A 13,506-nucleotide genomic window follows, 5' to 3' on the forward strand; every position below is an offset into this window, starting at 1 on the left:
GAGCGTTTGAAGCAGATATTCCGCGCCTTCGCCGAGGAGGGCGGCGCGGTCAATGATGGGGGAATAGCAATGCGGCTCAATCCGTTCGATACAAGCAAGATCGATGTCGGAACGACAAGCGGCGGCCTGCCCGGCGGGAAAGCCGGGGGCCTTGGTTGTGGCACGATCATTCTGGCCGCAATCGGGTATTTCGTATTCGGACTCGATCCGATGCAGACCGCCGCGACAGTCGAAGGCATCCAGCAGAGCGCCCCGCAGCAAGCGCCGGGCAGCGAAGACGAGCAAGCGGTCTGCACCAGCAATGATTATGCGACCGAGACCTGCAACGCGCTGACTTCGCTTAACGAGACCTGGTCGCAGACTTTTGCCAATCAAGGATACGGGGATCGCTTCCAGGAACCGGGCCTGCGTTTCGCGACGACCCAGAGTTTTCGGACCGCCTGCGGCAACGCCTCCGTCGGGATGGGTCCGTTCTATTGCCCCGGCGATCAGCGCATCTATATCGATACGAATTTCTACGATCAGCTTGCGCGGATGTCTGGCGATCGCGGCGATTTCGCGCGCTATTATGTGGTCGCCCACGAATACGGGCACCACGTCCAGAACATCACCGGCATTCTCGGATCGATGGACAGCGCCAAGCGGCAGAACCCGCGCGCGGCGAACCAGTTGCAGGTCCTCACCGAATTGCAGGCCGATTGCTATGCCGGCGTGTGGGCGGGCAAGAACCGTAATCTGATCGAGCCCGGCGATATCGAGGAAGGAATGCAGGCCGCCGCTGCCATCGGGGACGACCGCCTGACCGGTGGCCGCGTGTCGAGCGAGAACTTCACCCACGGCACCAGCCAGCAGCGCAGCGATGCCCTAAGGCTAGGCCTGCGCGGTGATGATCGCGCCTGCGACGCGATCACCAATATCGGCTGAGTTAACGCCGGAGCCGGATCGCGCGGCCCTATCCCTCCGCCGGTTGAAGGCGCGAAGCTTCCACCTCGGCCAGAGCTTCATCCATCGATCGCAGAGCTTCGGCCTTGGCTTCTGCGGGCAGCGTACGGTCTTTCGCGATTGCGCTACGAGCAGCCAGAATGCTTTGCCTCGCCATCGATAGCGCGTTGGTACGGCACACGATGGTTGTCGTCTTTCCGTCTGCATCGACGCGGGTCGCAACCGTATCGCGTTGGCCGTCCAGACAGCCGAACACCACGCGCGGCGCTGCCTCTACAGTCGCTTCGACGCGCGCGCGGATTGCCTCGGCCTCTTCGCTCCGCGCCGCGAATGCGCGGCGGGCCTTTTCCATCGAGGCCTCGAATTTCTCACGATCCTCGATGATCACCTTTGATACGGGCAAGGAAGAGCGATCGATGTGGTGCTCGATTGCGCCCGGACCGGTGCGGCGTACGCGCAGCACCGTGCGCTGGCCGTCTTCGACGATTTCGCGTTCCACTTCCGCGACCTCGTCCTGCATTTCCTCGAGCTCCTGCTCCATCTCCGCGATTTCCTCACGGGTCTCGTCGTCGAACTCGCCCGGTTCGGGCGGAGTCGGCGGGAGCGGCGCATCCGGGGCCATCGGCGGAGCCGGGGGAGGCGGCGGCGTGGGAACTTCGATCTCCTGCCCGATCGTCTCGGCATACGTGATCGATGCGGTCAGCGGCAGCGCGAGCGCGCCACCTACCAAAAGCGCGCGGCTGGCCATCCGGCGGCGGGGCGAAATCTCGGTCATGGTCAGGCTCCTCAAACGGTGGATGATCGATTTGTCGCCGAGCACCGGACAGGCCATTGGCGCGGCCAGCGCAGGGCGACCGCCGTTTCCTGCTTGTGTGGCGAAACTGGCGATGACGGCGGCGTAGGTCGCCCGCTCCTCGGCATCGCTATGAGCGACGACACGGGCATCGCAGGCCGCTTCCTGGTCTCGGCGCATCGCGGTCCAGCCCATCCAGCCCAGCGGATTGAACCAGTGCAGCGCGAAGAGCGGCTGGACGAGCATGTTAACGAGCAGATCGCGTCCACGATGATGCGCCAATTCATGCGCGATCGCGAGATCCCGCGTCCTGCGATCGCGCGTAGCCATGAAGCCCGTCGGCAAGGCGACCACCCGGTCGATCACGCCGAAAGCCAGCGGTCCTTCGACCGCACCGGTTTCGACAAGCCGCACCCCGCCCGCCTCGCCGACCGGGCGCGATGTGGCGAGCAGTTCCCCGCGCATACGATGATAAAGCGCGAAACGGCGTACCAGAAATACGGTTGTGCCGATCAGCCAGAGGCCGAGCAGGATTGTGGCGAAATCGATGTCGGCGGCGGGCTCGTCAATCGGCACTGGGGGCAAGGCCGCAGCCTCCATCGTTGCGGTGCTCGGATCCGCAAGGCTCCGTGGCGTATCGTGCATTAGCGCGATAGAATCGGCCGTCGGGGCCAGCCAGCTCGGCAGGACGAGCGGCGGCATCGCCAACCGGAGAGCGGGCAAGGCCCACAGCGCATAGGCCGCGCGAGGTCCGAAATGGCGCGCGACCGGGCGGCGCAGCACCAGAACGAGCGCGATCAGCGCGCCGGTCCATACCAGGGTCTGGATCAGGAAATCGCTCATTTGCGCAGCTCCTTCAGCAGGGTCTCGATCTCGGCAAGGTCTTGGTCGGTCAGCGCCTCGTTCTCCGCGAGGTGGGCGAACAGAGGCGCCGCGCGTCCGCCGAACAGGCGATCGACCAGGCGCCGCGACTCGCCGCCGACATAGTCCGCGCGCTCAAGCAGCGGGCTGTAGAGAAATTTGCGCCCTTCCGGCTCCGTCGCCACCGCGCCCTTTGCAACCAGGCGCGACAGCAAGGTCTTCACCGTGGGCATCGACCATCCGCGCGCCTCGCACACCGCATCGCAAACATCGGCGGCGCTGCGCGGGCTGGTATCCCACAATACCTCCATCACGGCATGTTCAGCCTCGCTGATCCGTTCGGGAAATTGGGGCTGGTCCTTGGGCATCGACAGGCTCTCGTCTACATCTGTAGCCGATACCTATTACATTCGACTACGCATGTAAACGCCTTTCTTCGAAGGAACGTCCAGCCCTGCCGCGCGCTCTGGTATCGTACACGAAAGGGCTTTCACTTGACCGAAACGATAGACCGCGACGCCGTTCTGGGTGCGCCGCAATTGCGGCTCGTCGGGAGTGTGGACGAAGCGATGTACCAGGAATTTCGCAGCCAGCTCGCCGCCGCGCCCGAAGATGGACCGCTGGTCGTCGCGCTGACGACGCTGGGCGGCAATCCGGAAATCGCGCGCGCCATTGGGGACGATGTCCGGCTGCTGCGCGACACCGGGCGAGAAGTCATCTTTCTGGGCAAAGCGGCGGTCTATTCGGCCGGAGCGACCTTCATGGCGAGCTTCCCGGTTCATGCCCGCTTTCTGACAAAAGGCGCCACGCTGATGGTGCACGAACGCCAGATCACGCGCACGATCAACCTGTCCGGACCGCTGAAGAGCTGCACGGCACAGTTGAAAGCCGCGCTCAATGAAATCGAGCAGTCGATTACGATCGAGGAAGCGGGCTTCGCGCGGTTCGTCGAAGGGTCGGATGTGGATTTCGACGAATTGCGCGATCGCGCGCCGAACAATTGGTACATCCCCTGCGACGAGGCGAAGGAGCGCGGGCTGATCGCCGACGTAATCTGACGTGATCTGACCTGATCTTACGGGATAATCCCGGTCAGCAGACTTCCGCCGTATTGGTGGGCACGGGCCCCGGCGGCACCCGCGCCGGGCTGCGATGGAACGGGTCCGAGGCGAGGCGGCGGGTATCGCCGTAAACCTGGCCCAACAGCGAATGAAGACGCGGATCGTACGCCGCGAGGTCTTCACGGTTCAGGATCCGGCGCCCGTCGAACACTTGCAGGCGGTTGGATTCGAACCAGAACTGCGTCCCTTCCGCCCAATATTCCTGCACCGTGGTGGAGCCGTATTCATCCTTCCACAGTCCCTCGGCGAGCGCTGCGGCATAGGCCGCCTCCACCCGCGCATAGAGCGCCGGATCGACCGCCTGCACCGCGAACAGGAGCTGATGAGCGAATTCGTGGACGAAGATCGTCTCTCCGTAATAGCGACTGGAAGGCAGGCCCAGCACGTCTTCCGCGCCGTCCGCCATGTATTGCCCACCCGTCGCCCGAGCCCGCGCGTTCCAGTATTCGCGCGCGGAAAAGCGCCCGATCCGCTCGTCGTAATGCTTGCGCTCGCAGCGGGTCAGTCGGGGATCGTCGGCAGTGGGCTTCTCCCAATGCGCGTTTTCGGGAAGGTCGAGCAGCGCCTCTTCTTCCGCGATGATGGCGATGCGCCAGCCATTCGTCGCCAGCCAATGGGCGAGATCGGGGCGGTGCGCGGTCATTCCCGTCGCCATGTCCCGCGCGGCGAGAAGCGCTTCGTCCGACACTCGCGCGGACGACAGGATGGGGATGCCGCGCGCGCTTACATATTTGTCGTAGAACCAGGGCGCGCCGATTTCAGGCGGCGGCGAGCGCGGCACGGTCGCGCAACCGGTCAAGGCGAGCGCCATCATCGGAAGACCGGCGGAGCGAAGAATTGTGTGCATTACCAATATTTGCTATATGCGCGTAATGGCCGTCAAGACAACCTCCGTCGCTCTGGGTGCGAAGCTCACCGAATACACGCGCCGCAAGGTCGAATCGGGCGAGTTCGGATCGGCGAGCGAAGTCATCCGCGACGCTCTGCGGCGGGCGGAAGAACGGGACCGGAAGATCGAACGCCTTCGACAGCTGATCCAGGAGGGCGAAGAAAGCGGCGCCCCGCAGACCTTCGATTGGGATCAGTTCATGGAAAGCAAATTTCCGGATGCTTGATATCGTCTACCGCCCCAAAGTTTTGGAGCAGATCGACGCCATTTCGAATTATACGATCGCTGAATGGGGGCACACGCAAGCCAAGCACTATGTTGCGAATTTGCGTCGCCAGATCCAATTCGCGGCGGAATTTCCGGGGATCGGCAGTGAGGTTATTGGCCTGCCAGTTCAGTACAGGAAAGTGCGCAGCGGGACTCATCGAATTATATATCGCTTCGACGATTCCCAATTACTCGTCGTAGCGATCATTCACGAGCGAGAAGACATGCCCGAAGATTTCGACGACGTGCGCTGACAAGCGACCACGACGAGGCGCTCGACTGATCGGCGCCCCGCCCTGAACATCCGGACTTAGTAGACCCGCTTCTTCGGCTCGATATATTTCACATCGTCGGTCAGCGTGTATTCGTGGACCGGACGATAATCGATACGGAGATCGCCGCCCTTGCCGCCCCATCCGTCGAACCAGGCGATGGTGTGCTTCATCCAGTTGGCATCATCGCGATCGGGGAAATCCTCGTGCGCGTGGGCACCGCGGCTTTCCTTGCGGTTTTCGGCGCTCGCCATGGTGACGTTCGCCTGCGCCATCAGATTGTCGAGTTCAAGCGTCTCGATCAGATCGCTGTTCCAGATCATCGAGCGGTCGGACACGTTCACATCCTCAAGGCGCTTGTTCACCGCCTTCAGCACGTCGACGCCTTCGGACAGCAATTTGCTGTCGCGGAACACGGCGGCGTGGCGCTGCATTCCCTTCTGCATTTCCGCGCGGATATCCGCCGTCGGCGAACCGCCGCTGGCGTGGCGGAAATGGTCAAGGCGGGTGAGCGCGAAATCGGCGCTGTCCGCAGGCAGTTCGTCGTGGCTGGAATGCGGCGTGATCAGATCGCGCAGGCGATGGCCGGTCGCGCGGCCGAACACGACGAGATCGATCAGCGAATTCGAGCCCAGGCGGTTCGCGCCGTGGACCGAAACGCAGGCCGCCTCGCCCACAGCGAACAAGCCGGGCACAATCTTTTCCGGATCGGTCTTGTCGCCCGCGATGACTTCGCCGTGATAGTTACACGGGATGCCGCCCATATTGTAATGCACCGTTGGGGTGACGGGCAGCGGCTGCTTCGTCAGATCGACGCCTGCGAAGATCTTGCCGCTTTCGGTGATGCCCGGCAGACGCTCTGCCAGAATGGCGGGATCGATGTGGTCGAGATGGAGGAAGATATGGTCCCCATCCGGCCCCACGCCGCGCCCTTCGCGCATTTCGAGCGCCATCGAGCGGCTGACGACATCGCGGCTGGCGAGGTCCTTCGCGCTCGGCGCGTAACGCTCCATGAAGCGCTCGCCCTCGCTATTGGTCAGATAGCCGCCCTCGCCGCGCGCGCCTTCGGTGATGAGCACGCCCGCGCCGTAAATGCCGGTCGGGTGGAACTGGACGAATTCCATGTCCTGCAAGGGCAGGCCTGCGCGCAGGACCATGCCGCCGCCATCGCCGGTGCAGGTGTGCGCGCTGGTCGCCGTGTAATAGCAGCGGCCATAGCCGCCGGTGGCCAGCACCACGGCATGGGCGCGGAAGCGGTGGATGGTGCCATCGTCCAGGCACATCGCGATCACGCCGACGCACTTGTCGCCGTTCATGATCAGGTCGAGCGCGAAATATTCGATGAAGAAATCCGCGTCGTATTTCAGGCTCTGCTGATAGAGCGCGTGCAGCATGGCGTGGCCGGTACGGTCGGCTGCGGCACAGGTGCGCTGCACGGGCGGGCCTTCGCCCATGTTCTGCATGTGGCCGCCGAAGGGGCGCTGATAGATGGTCCCGTTCTCGTTGCGGCTAAACGGCACGCCCGCGTGCTCCAGCTCGTAGACCGCGGCGGGCGCTTCGCGCACCATGTATTCGATCGCGTCCTGATCGCCGAGCCAGTCGGAGCCCTTGACGGTGTCGTACATGTGCCACGACCAGTGATCGGGCGTATTGTTGCCGAGGCTGGCGGCGATCCCGCCCTGCGCGGCGACGGTGTGCGAGCGCGTGGGGAAAACCTTGGAAATATTCGCGGTCTTCAACCCGGCTTCGGCAGCGCCCATCGTGGCGCGCAGGCCCGATCCGCCCGCACCGACGACGACCACGTCATAGGTGTGGTCGATGATCTCGTAGCCCTTGATCCGTTCCTGGTTCGGGCCGGTGCCGCGATCCTTGGTTTCTTCGGGCGGCGCCTCGGGCGGCGCGACATCGCGATCGTTGGGGTCGATGTCGGTGGGGGAAGGTGTCGAAACCATCAGGCGGCTCCTGAAAAGACGAGGCGTGCGATGGCGAACAGGCCGAACGCGGCCCCGCCGATCGTCGCGAGATTGAGCAGCGCGATCGCCGCGAACTTGTTACCCGGCGTGTGAACGTAATCCTCGATGAGGACCTGCAGGCCCATGCGGGCATGCCAGAACACGCTCACGATCATCAGCGCCAGCGCGGTGGCGGGAATGACGCCCGAAGCCCATTCGCGCATGGTCGCGTAATCGTAGCCCGGCAGCAGAGCGAGGCTGATCGCGAGGAACAGCACGGTCACCAGATTGCCGATGGCGGTGAAGCGCTGCTGCAACCAGTGATGCGCGCCTTCATGCGAGGAACCGAGCCCGCGCACCTGGCCGATGGCCGTGCCTTTGGAACCGTAGCGGTTGAGAGTGGATCTGCTCATGTTCAGTCCTAGACGAGAAGAACCATGGCCCAGAAGACCACGGTGAGAACGATGCCGGATGCGACCGATACGATGGAGAAGGTCCTGTTGACCTCCAATTCGTAGCCCGCGCCGATATCCAGCACGAAGTGCCGGATGCCGCTCGACAGATGGTTGAAGAAGGCCCAGCTGATCCCGACGAGGACGATCAGCCCGATCGGCGATCCCATCACGGAAGCGAAGGTGTCATAAGCTTCCGGCCCGGACGCCAGCGCGCCCAGCCACCAGAGCAAAACGGCCAGCCCTACCGTCGCCATCCCGTCACCGCTGACGCGGTGCAGGATCGAAACCAGCATGTGCGGGCCCCATTTCCAGATGGAGAGATGCGGAGAAAGCGGGCGTTCGGCCATGGCGGGATATTTCCGTTGCGTATCGATACTCGGCTCCTCCCTTAGCGAACCATGCGCGCGAGGCAAGGCGGCTGCCCTCGACAAGGCGCGCAAATTTGCGAATAGGGTGTTGCATGACATGCATTCTCCTTACCGGCTCATCGCGCGGGATCGGCGCGGCGGCGAAATCGGCGCTCGAAGCGCGCGGCGCGAAAGTCATCGGCCAAGCCACCAGCAGCGACCGAACCGACACCGTACCGGCGGATTTTTCCGAACCCTTTGCCGCGCGCGAATTGTGGGATGCCGCCCTCGCCCGCGCTGGCGGCACGATCGACGTGCTGGTCAACAATGCCGGGCGCTTCGTCGCCAGCCCGCTCGATGCGTCGGACATGCAATGGCTCGATGCGTGGGAAGATACGCTGCGCATCAATCTGACCGCTGCGGCACAGTTGAGCCGTTTCGCCGTACAGCACTGGCAGGAGCGCAAGGTTTCCGGCCGGATCGTCCACGTCGCCAGCCGCGCGGGCCATCGCGGCGATTCGCCCGCACACTGGCATTATGCCGCCAGCAAGGGCGGGATGCTGGCGATGCACAAATCGATCGCGCGCGCCTATGCGGGCGAGAACATCCTGAGCTTCGCGATCACGCCCGGCTTCACCGATACGGCGATGGCGGGCGATTATCTCGAAAGCCGTGGGGGACCGGGTCTGCTCGCCGACATTCCGCTGGGCCGCGTGGCGGAGCCGGAAGAGATCGCGAAGCTGATCGAATTCTGCGCGCTGGATGCGCCCGCCAGCATGACCGGCGCCACGCTCGACGCGAACGGGGCGAGCTATGTCCGCTAGCTGGAAGCTGTCGGTCGAAGTCGCGAAACCGGTCGCCGAGGCCGCGCTGGCGGCGCAGGAACTGGCGCCCGACTGGGACGCGGACATCGTCCTCACCGCCTGCGAGATCGACGAGCAGCATCCCGACGACTGGCTGTTCGAAGCCTGGCTGCCGCGCAAACCCAAGGCTGCCGATCGCCGCGCGGTCGCCGCATTGTTCGATGGCGGCGCGCCCGATCTTGTGGCCGAGCAAGTGCCCGAGACCGACTGGGTAACCGAAAGCCAGCAACGCGTTCCGCCGATCCGGGCCGGGCGTTTCCACGTCCATACGCCCGATTATCCTCCTGATCCGGACGCGGTCGATCTCGTCATCCCCGCCAGCCAGGCTTTCGGGACCGGGCAGCACGCGACCACGGCGGGCTGCCTCGCCATGCTCGACCTGATGAAGCGCGAGGGCCTCGCCACGCGCAACCACGCCGATATCGGCACGGGCACCGGCCTGCTTGCCTTTGCCGCCATGCGGTTGTGGCCGCATGCGCTGGCGACGGCATCGGATATCGATCCGGTCTGCACCGGCGTGCTGACCGAGAATGCGCGGAACAATGGCGTGCCGCTGGGCGGGAAACGCGGCGAATTGCTGTTCACGGTGGCGGACGGGATGGACGATCCGCTGTTGAAGGCCCGCGCGCCGTTCGATCTTCTGATCGCGAATATTCTCGCCGGTCCGCTGGCTGAAATGGCGCAGGATTTCGCCGCGGCGGTCACGCCCGGCGGCAGCATCGTGCTGGCGGGATTGCTGGAGACGCAGGAGGCCCGCGTCCGCGCGGCCTATCGCCGCCATGGCTGTCGCCTGGCGCGGCGGCTCGTCAAGGGCGACTGGTCGATTCTGTGGCTGCGCAAATCCCGCATCCGCTGAAGCGCTGGCGCGTCTGGCTGGCGGGAGCGGCTTGTGCCCCGCTCCTGCTGCTTGCCGCGTTCCTCCTTGCCGCATGGATCGGCTCCTCGCTCACGCGCAACGCGGACCGTAGCGAGCCGGCAGACGGCATCACCATCATGGTGGAAACCAACGGCATCCACACCGGCATCGTCATGCCCGTTTCGAGTCAGGTGAAGGACTGGCGCGCAACCTTTCCCACTGCCGCCCTGCCCCGCGCCGACGGGCAATATCCCACGCATATCGCAGTCGGCTGGGGCGAGAAGGAGGTCTTCCTCAATACCCCGACCTGGAACGATCTGTCGATCTCGACCGCGCTCCGGATCGTTTTCCGAGGCGGTGACGGCCTGCTGCGCGTCGCACACTACGTCCGCCCCGCCCCATCGCCCCACCATCGCCCGATCCGGCTGAGCGAAGCGGAATACGCCCGCCTCGTCGCGCGGATCGAGGAGGCGCTGCCCCCTGCTCCCGCCGGAACCGTGCGTACCGTCTATACGAGCTACGAGCCAAACGCCGTGCATTACGACGCGACGGGGCACTACACGCTCGGCAACACCTGCAACCAATGGGTCGGCGATACGCTGGCCTTTGCCGGGATCGAGATGGGTCGCTGGACGCCGCTGGCGGGCGGCGTGATGAAATGGATCCCCGAACCGCCGCGCTGATCAGCCCACCGGCTGCGCGACCACTTCGGGCGGGTCTTCGTTCGCGCGCTCCAGATCGAACTGCGCCGTCGCCCGCGTGACCTCCTGCATCATTCGCATCCGTGCCAGCGTCGGCTCGCGCGTGCGGGCGATCAGCACGGCCAGCGTATAGCGATGCCCCTCCGGCGAGGTCAGAATGCCGATATCGTTATAGCCCGATTGCTCGCCGTCGAAGAACTGGCCGGTCCCGGTCTTGTGGCCGATCGACCAGCCCGGCGGCACGCCGCCCTTCAACCGCTGCGGTCCGCTGCGGGTGTTTTGCAGCGTGGCGAGGATCAGCGCTGTCGAGGATGGCGACAGCAATTCCCCGCGCGCCAGCCGCGCCAAAGCCTCCGTAATGCCCACCGGAGTCGCTCCGTCGATGGGATCGGCGAGATACCCTTCGAACGCCGCGCGCCGGGCGGCGTCGGGCACCCTGTCGCGCGCATCGAAAAATGCATTGCCGACCGAAAAGGCCTGATTCCAGCGCAGGCCCGCAATGGCGCTCTGCTTGGTGCGCTCGTCCGCGCCGAAGCGTACGCCGGTAATCTTTTTCGCCGCGAGGAAATCCTCGACCGCTTCCGCTCCGCCCACCCGGCGCAGAATGCGATCGTTGGCCGTGTTGTCGCTGCCGGTAAGCGCGCGCTGCATCAGATCGGCGTAATCGGTCCGGAACGCGCCCCGCGCCTGCACGAGATCGCGGATCGGCTGATGGAACAGCGTCAGATCCTTCGGGCCGATCGCGACGGCCTCGTCCAGCTCAAGCCGCCCCTCGTCCACTTCGTCCAGCGCGGTCAGCGCGACCCACAATTTGCTGACGCTCTGCTGCGGAAACCAGTCGTCGCCCCGGATCGCATAGCTGCGCCCGGTTTCCACATCGGTGACGGCGACGCCGACTGTACCATCGAGCGATGCGGCGATCTCTTCCAGCTCCTGTTCGAAGGCCCGTTCGGCCTCGGTCGGGATATGGACCAGCTCCGGAGTCGGACGCGCTTCGGGTGCAGCCTCGGGGGCAGCCGCCGTGCGCGGAAGCGAGACGACGATCACTGCGAGCGCGAGCACGGGCAGAAGGATGAAAAGAAAACGATAGGGTGCGGCCACATGCCTGCAACGAGGCGCCGCGCGCTTGTTTCCGAAAAGTCTATCCCGCCGCCGCGACGATTGCGGCCCATCCGGCCTCGTCGATCACTTCGATGCCCAATTCGGCGGCCTTCTTCATCTTCGATCCCGCGCCCGGCCCGGCGACGAGCAGGTCGGTCTTGGCGCTGACCGACCCGCTGGCCTTGGCACCCAGACGCTCGGCCTGCGCCTTGGCTTCGTCACGGCTCATGGTTTCGAGCTTGCCGGTGAAGACCACGGTTTTGCCCGCGACCGCGCTGTCTTTCGTTTCCACCTCGAAGCGCGGAGGAGAAACCTGGCGCAGGATATCGTCCCACACCGCGCGATTATGCTCTTCGTGGAAGAAATCGCCCAGCGCCTCGACCACGGCGCTGCCGATCCCATCGATGGCAGTCAATTCTGCGATGGCCTCTTCGTCACCGCTCCGCGCCCGTTCCGCCACCTCGCGTAAGGCGGGCAGCGTGTGGAAATATTTGAGCAGGTCGCGCGCCGTCACGGTGCCGACATGGCGGATGCCGAGCCCGAACAGCAGCCGCGCCGCATCGGGCTCGCGCCGCGCCTCGATACTGGCGAGGAGGTTGTCGACCGACTTCTCCTTCCAGCCATCCAGCGCGAGGATATCCGCGCGCCGATCCTTCAGGCGAAAGATATCGGCGGGGCTTTCCAGCCAGCCGAGCGCGAAGAACTGGTCGATGGTCTTTTCGCCCAGCCCATCGATATCGAGCGCGCCGCGGCTGACGAAATGCTTCAGCCTCTCGGTGCGCTGCGCCGGGCAGATGAGGCCGCCGGTGCAGCGGACATCGACCTCACCCTCTTCCGCGACGGCTTCGCTGCCGCATTCGGGGCATTCATCGGGGAAGACATAGGGTTCGCGCTCAGCATCGGGCGTCAGGTTTTCGACCAGCTGCGGGATAACATCGCCTGCCCGCTGCACCACCACCCGGTCGCCCGGCCTGACGCCGAGGCGCGCGATCTCGTCGCGATTGTGGAGCGTGACGTTGGTGACGGTCACACCGCCCACCAGCACGGGCGCGAGCCTTCCTACGGGCGTCAGCTTTCCCGTGCGCCCGACCTGAATGTCGATGCTCTCCAGCGTGGTTTCGGCCCGTTCGGCGGGAAATTTATGCGCAAGCGCCCAGCGTGGCGCCTTGCCGACCGAGCCCAGCCGCGCCTGCCAGTCCAGCCGGTCCACCTTGTAGACCACGCCGTCGATTTCATAGGGCATGTCGGGCCGCGCGGTGCCGATCGTCTCGTAATGGGCGAGCAGCGCGTCGAGACCCCCTTCTCCGTCCAGCCGCACGAAATGGGGCGAGACCGGGAAGCCCCAGCTCTCGATCGCGCGCACCACCTCTTCCTGCGTCTCGCCCGGAACCTCGGATGCGGCGCCCCAGCCATGCGCCCAGAATTTGAGCGGGCGCGACGCGGTGACGCTCGCATCTTTCTGCCGCAGCGATCCGGCGGCGGCGTTGCGGGGGTTGGCGAACAGCTTCTGCCCCGCCTCATGCTGCGCAGCATTGAGTGCGGTAAAGTCCTGTTTCGCCATGTAAACTTCGCCGCGCACTTCGAAGATTTCGGGCACGTCGCCGGTCAGATTTTCGGGGATGTCGGGAATATGTCGGACGTTCGGCGTAACGTCCTCACCGACCTGCCCGTCGCCCCGCGTGGCGGCCTGCACCAGCACGCCCTTCTCGTAACGCAGCGAACAGGACAGACCGTCGATCTTGTCCTCCGCTGTGACCGCGATCGGCTCGCCCTCGCCCAGCGACAGGAAACGCCGGACCCGCGCCAGCCACTCGCCGACCTCCTCGCCGGAAAACCCATTGTCGAGGCTCATCATCCGGACGCTGTGCGTCACCTTGCTCAGAGGCGAAGCAGCGGCGCTGTGCCCGACCTTCCGGCTCGGCGAATCCGCGCGCACCAGATGCGGAAACGCCGCCTCCAGCTCCGCATTGCGGCGGACCAGCGCGTCGTATTCCTGATCGGTAATCTCGGGCGCATCCTCGGCGTGATAGAGCCGGTCGTGATGCGCGATCTGCTTTGCGAGCCGCATCAATTCATTGGCGGCGTC

At 64.9% G+C, this 13,506-nt stretch carries 15 protein-coding genes; 7 read left to right on the plus strand and 8 right to left on the minus strand.

All coding sequences use genetic code 11. The features are described 5' to 3' along the window. Positions 1–69: 69 nt before the first annotated feature. Complete coding sequence (locus tag A3736_RS02775; protein WP_067679044.1) at positions 70–924, plus strand: neutral zinc metallopeptidase; 855 nt, start codon at positions 70–72, stop codon at positions 922–924. Positions 925–952: 28 nt separating this feature from the next. Here A3736_RS02775 and A3736_RS02780 read toward each other — a convergent pair whose 3' ends face one another. Next, the gene (locus A3736_RS02780; protein WP_067678908.1) at positions 953–2,578 is read right to left on the minus strand and encodes a M56 family metallopeptidase; all 1,626 of its coding nucleotides are present in this window, start codon (positions 2,576–2,578) and stop codon (positions 953–955) included. Then, positions 2,575–2,964 (minus strand): BlaI/MecI/CopY family transcriptional regulator, encoded by a 390-nt coding sequence (locus A3736_RS02785; protein ID WP_067678911.1) that lies wholly within the window; start codon positions 2,962–2,964, stop codon positions 2,575–2,577. Before A3736_RS02785 ends, A3736_RS02780 begins: the two co-directional genes overlap by 4 nt. 126 nt (positions 2,965–3,090) lie before the next feature. On the opposite strand from A3736_RS02785, the gene A3736_RS02790 reads away from it, so the two are divergent. Further along, positions 3,091–3,654, plus strand: coding sequence for an ATP-dependent Clp protease proteolytic subunit (locus A3736_RS02790; protein ID WP_067678914.1), 564 nt, complete (start codon positions 3,091–3,093; stop codon positions 3,652–3,654). A 34-nt stretch (positions 3,655–3,688) separates the two neighbouring features. Here A3736_RS02790 and A3736_RS02795 read toward each other — a convergent pair whose 3' ends face one another. Then, positions 3,689–4,564, minus strand: a complete 876-nt coding sequence (locus A3736_RS02795) for a glycoside hydrolase (RefSeq protein WP_233999193.1) — start codon at positions 4,562–4,564, stop codon at positions 3,689–3,691. A gap of 25 nt (positions 4,565–4,589) precedes the next feature. Between A3736_RS02795 and A3736_RS02800 the strand changes: the two genes are divergently transcribed. Then, entirely contained in the window at positions 4,590–4,832 is a 243-nt protein-coding gene (locus A3736_RS02800; protein ID WP_067679049.1) for a type II toxin-antitoxin system ParD family antitoxin, read from the plus strand. After that, the gene (locus A3736_RS02805; protein ID WP_067678917.1) at positions 4,825–5,127 is read left to right on the plus strand and encodes a type II toxin-antitoxin system RelE/ParE family toxin; all 303 of its coding nucleotides are present in this window, start codon (positions 4,825–4,827) and stop codon (positions 5,125–5,127) included. Before A3736_RS02800 ends, A3736_RS02805 begins: the two co-directional genes overlap by 8 nt. 56 nt (positions 5,128–5,183) lie before the next feature. Here the strand turns inward: A3736_RS02805 and sdhA are convergent, their stop codons facing one another. The 3 genes from sdhA to sdhC are packed head-to-tail and all read right to left on the minus strand — an operon-like array spanning position 5,184 to position 7,899. Next, entirely contained in the window at positions 5,184–7,097 is a 1,914-nt protein-coding gene (gene sdhA / locus A3736_RS02810) for a succinate dehydrogenase flavoprotein subunit (protein WP_197465467.1), read from the minus strand. Continuing rightward, positions 7,097–7,510 carry a succinate dehydrogenase, hydrophobic membrane anchor protein gene (sdhD, locus tag A3736_RS02815; RefSeq protein ID WP_067678920.1) on the minus strand — a complete coding sequence of 138 codons (414 nt, stop codon included), beginning with the start codon at positions 7,508–7,510 and terminating at the stop codon, positions 7,097–7,099. Before sdhD ends, sdhA begins: the two co-directional genes overlap by 1 nt. Positions 7,511–7,518: 8 nt before the next feature. Further along, the gene (sdhC, locus tag A3736_RS02820) at positions 7,519–7,899 is read right to left on the minus strand and encodes a succinate dehydrogenase, cytochrome b556 subunit (RefSeq protein ID WP_067678923.1); all 381 of its coding nucleotides are present in this window, start codon (positions 7,897–7,899) and stop codon (positions 7,519–7,521) included. A 113-nt stretch (positions 7,900–8,012) separates the two neighbouring features. On the opposite strand from sdhC, the gene A3736_RS02825 reads away from it, so the two are divergent. From A3736_RS02825 to A3736_RS02835, 3 genes are read left to right on the plus strand one after another with little or no spacing between them, the layout of a single operon-like run. Beyond that, a complete protein-coding gene (locus tag A3736_RS02825; RefSeq protein WP_067678926.1) occupies positions 8,013–8,723 on the plus strand; it encodes an SDR family NAD(P)-dependent oxidoreductase in 711 nt (236 codons plus the stop codon). Next, positions 8,713–9,618: a 50S ribosomal protein L11 methyltransferase gene (locus A3736_RS02830; RefSeq protein ID WP_067678929.1), complete on the plus strand. Its 906-nt coding sequence runs from the start codon at positions 8,713–8,715 to the stop codon at positions 9,616–9,618. Before A3736_RS02825 ends, A3736_RS02830 begins: the two co-directional genes overlap by 11 nt. Beyond that, positions 9,591–10,301 carry a DUF2459 domain-containing protein gene (locus A3736_RS02835; protein WP_082851275.1) on the plus strand — a complete coding sequence of 237 codons (711 nt, stop codon included), beginning with the start codon at positions 9,591–9,593 and terminating at the stop codon, positions 10,299–10,301. The genes A3736_RS02830 and A3736_RS02835 overlap by 28 nt, the downstream gene beginning before the upstream one ends. On the opposite strand, the gene bla is transcribed toward A3736_RS02835, so the two are convergent. Both bla and ligA read right to left on the minus strand, forming a co-directional pair. After that, positions 10,302–11,420 carry a class A beta-lactamase gene (gene bla, locus A3736_RS02840; protein WP_067678932.1) on the minus strand — a complete coding sequence of 373 codons (1,119 nt, stop codon included), beginning with the start codon at positions 11,418–11,420 and terminating at the stop codon, positions 10,302–10,304. Positions 11,421–11,460: 40 nt separating this feature from the next. Beyond that, positions 11,461–13,488 (minus strand): NAD-dependent DNA ligase LigA, encoded by a 2,028-nt coding sequence (gene ligA, locus A3736_RS02845; protein WP_067679058.1) that lies wholly within the window; start codon positions 13,486–13,488, stop codon positions 11,461–11,463. Between the last annotated feature and the right edge of the window lie 18 nt (positions 13,489–13,506).

Source organism: Erythrobacter sp. HI0063 (genome assembly GCF_001635685.1).
GTDB lineage: Bacteria > Pseudomonadota > Alphaproteobacteria > Sphingomonadales > Sphingomonadaceae > Qipengyuania.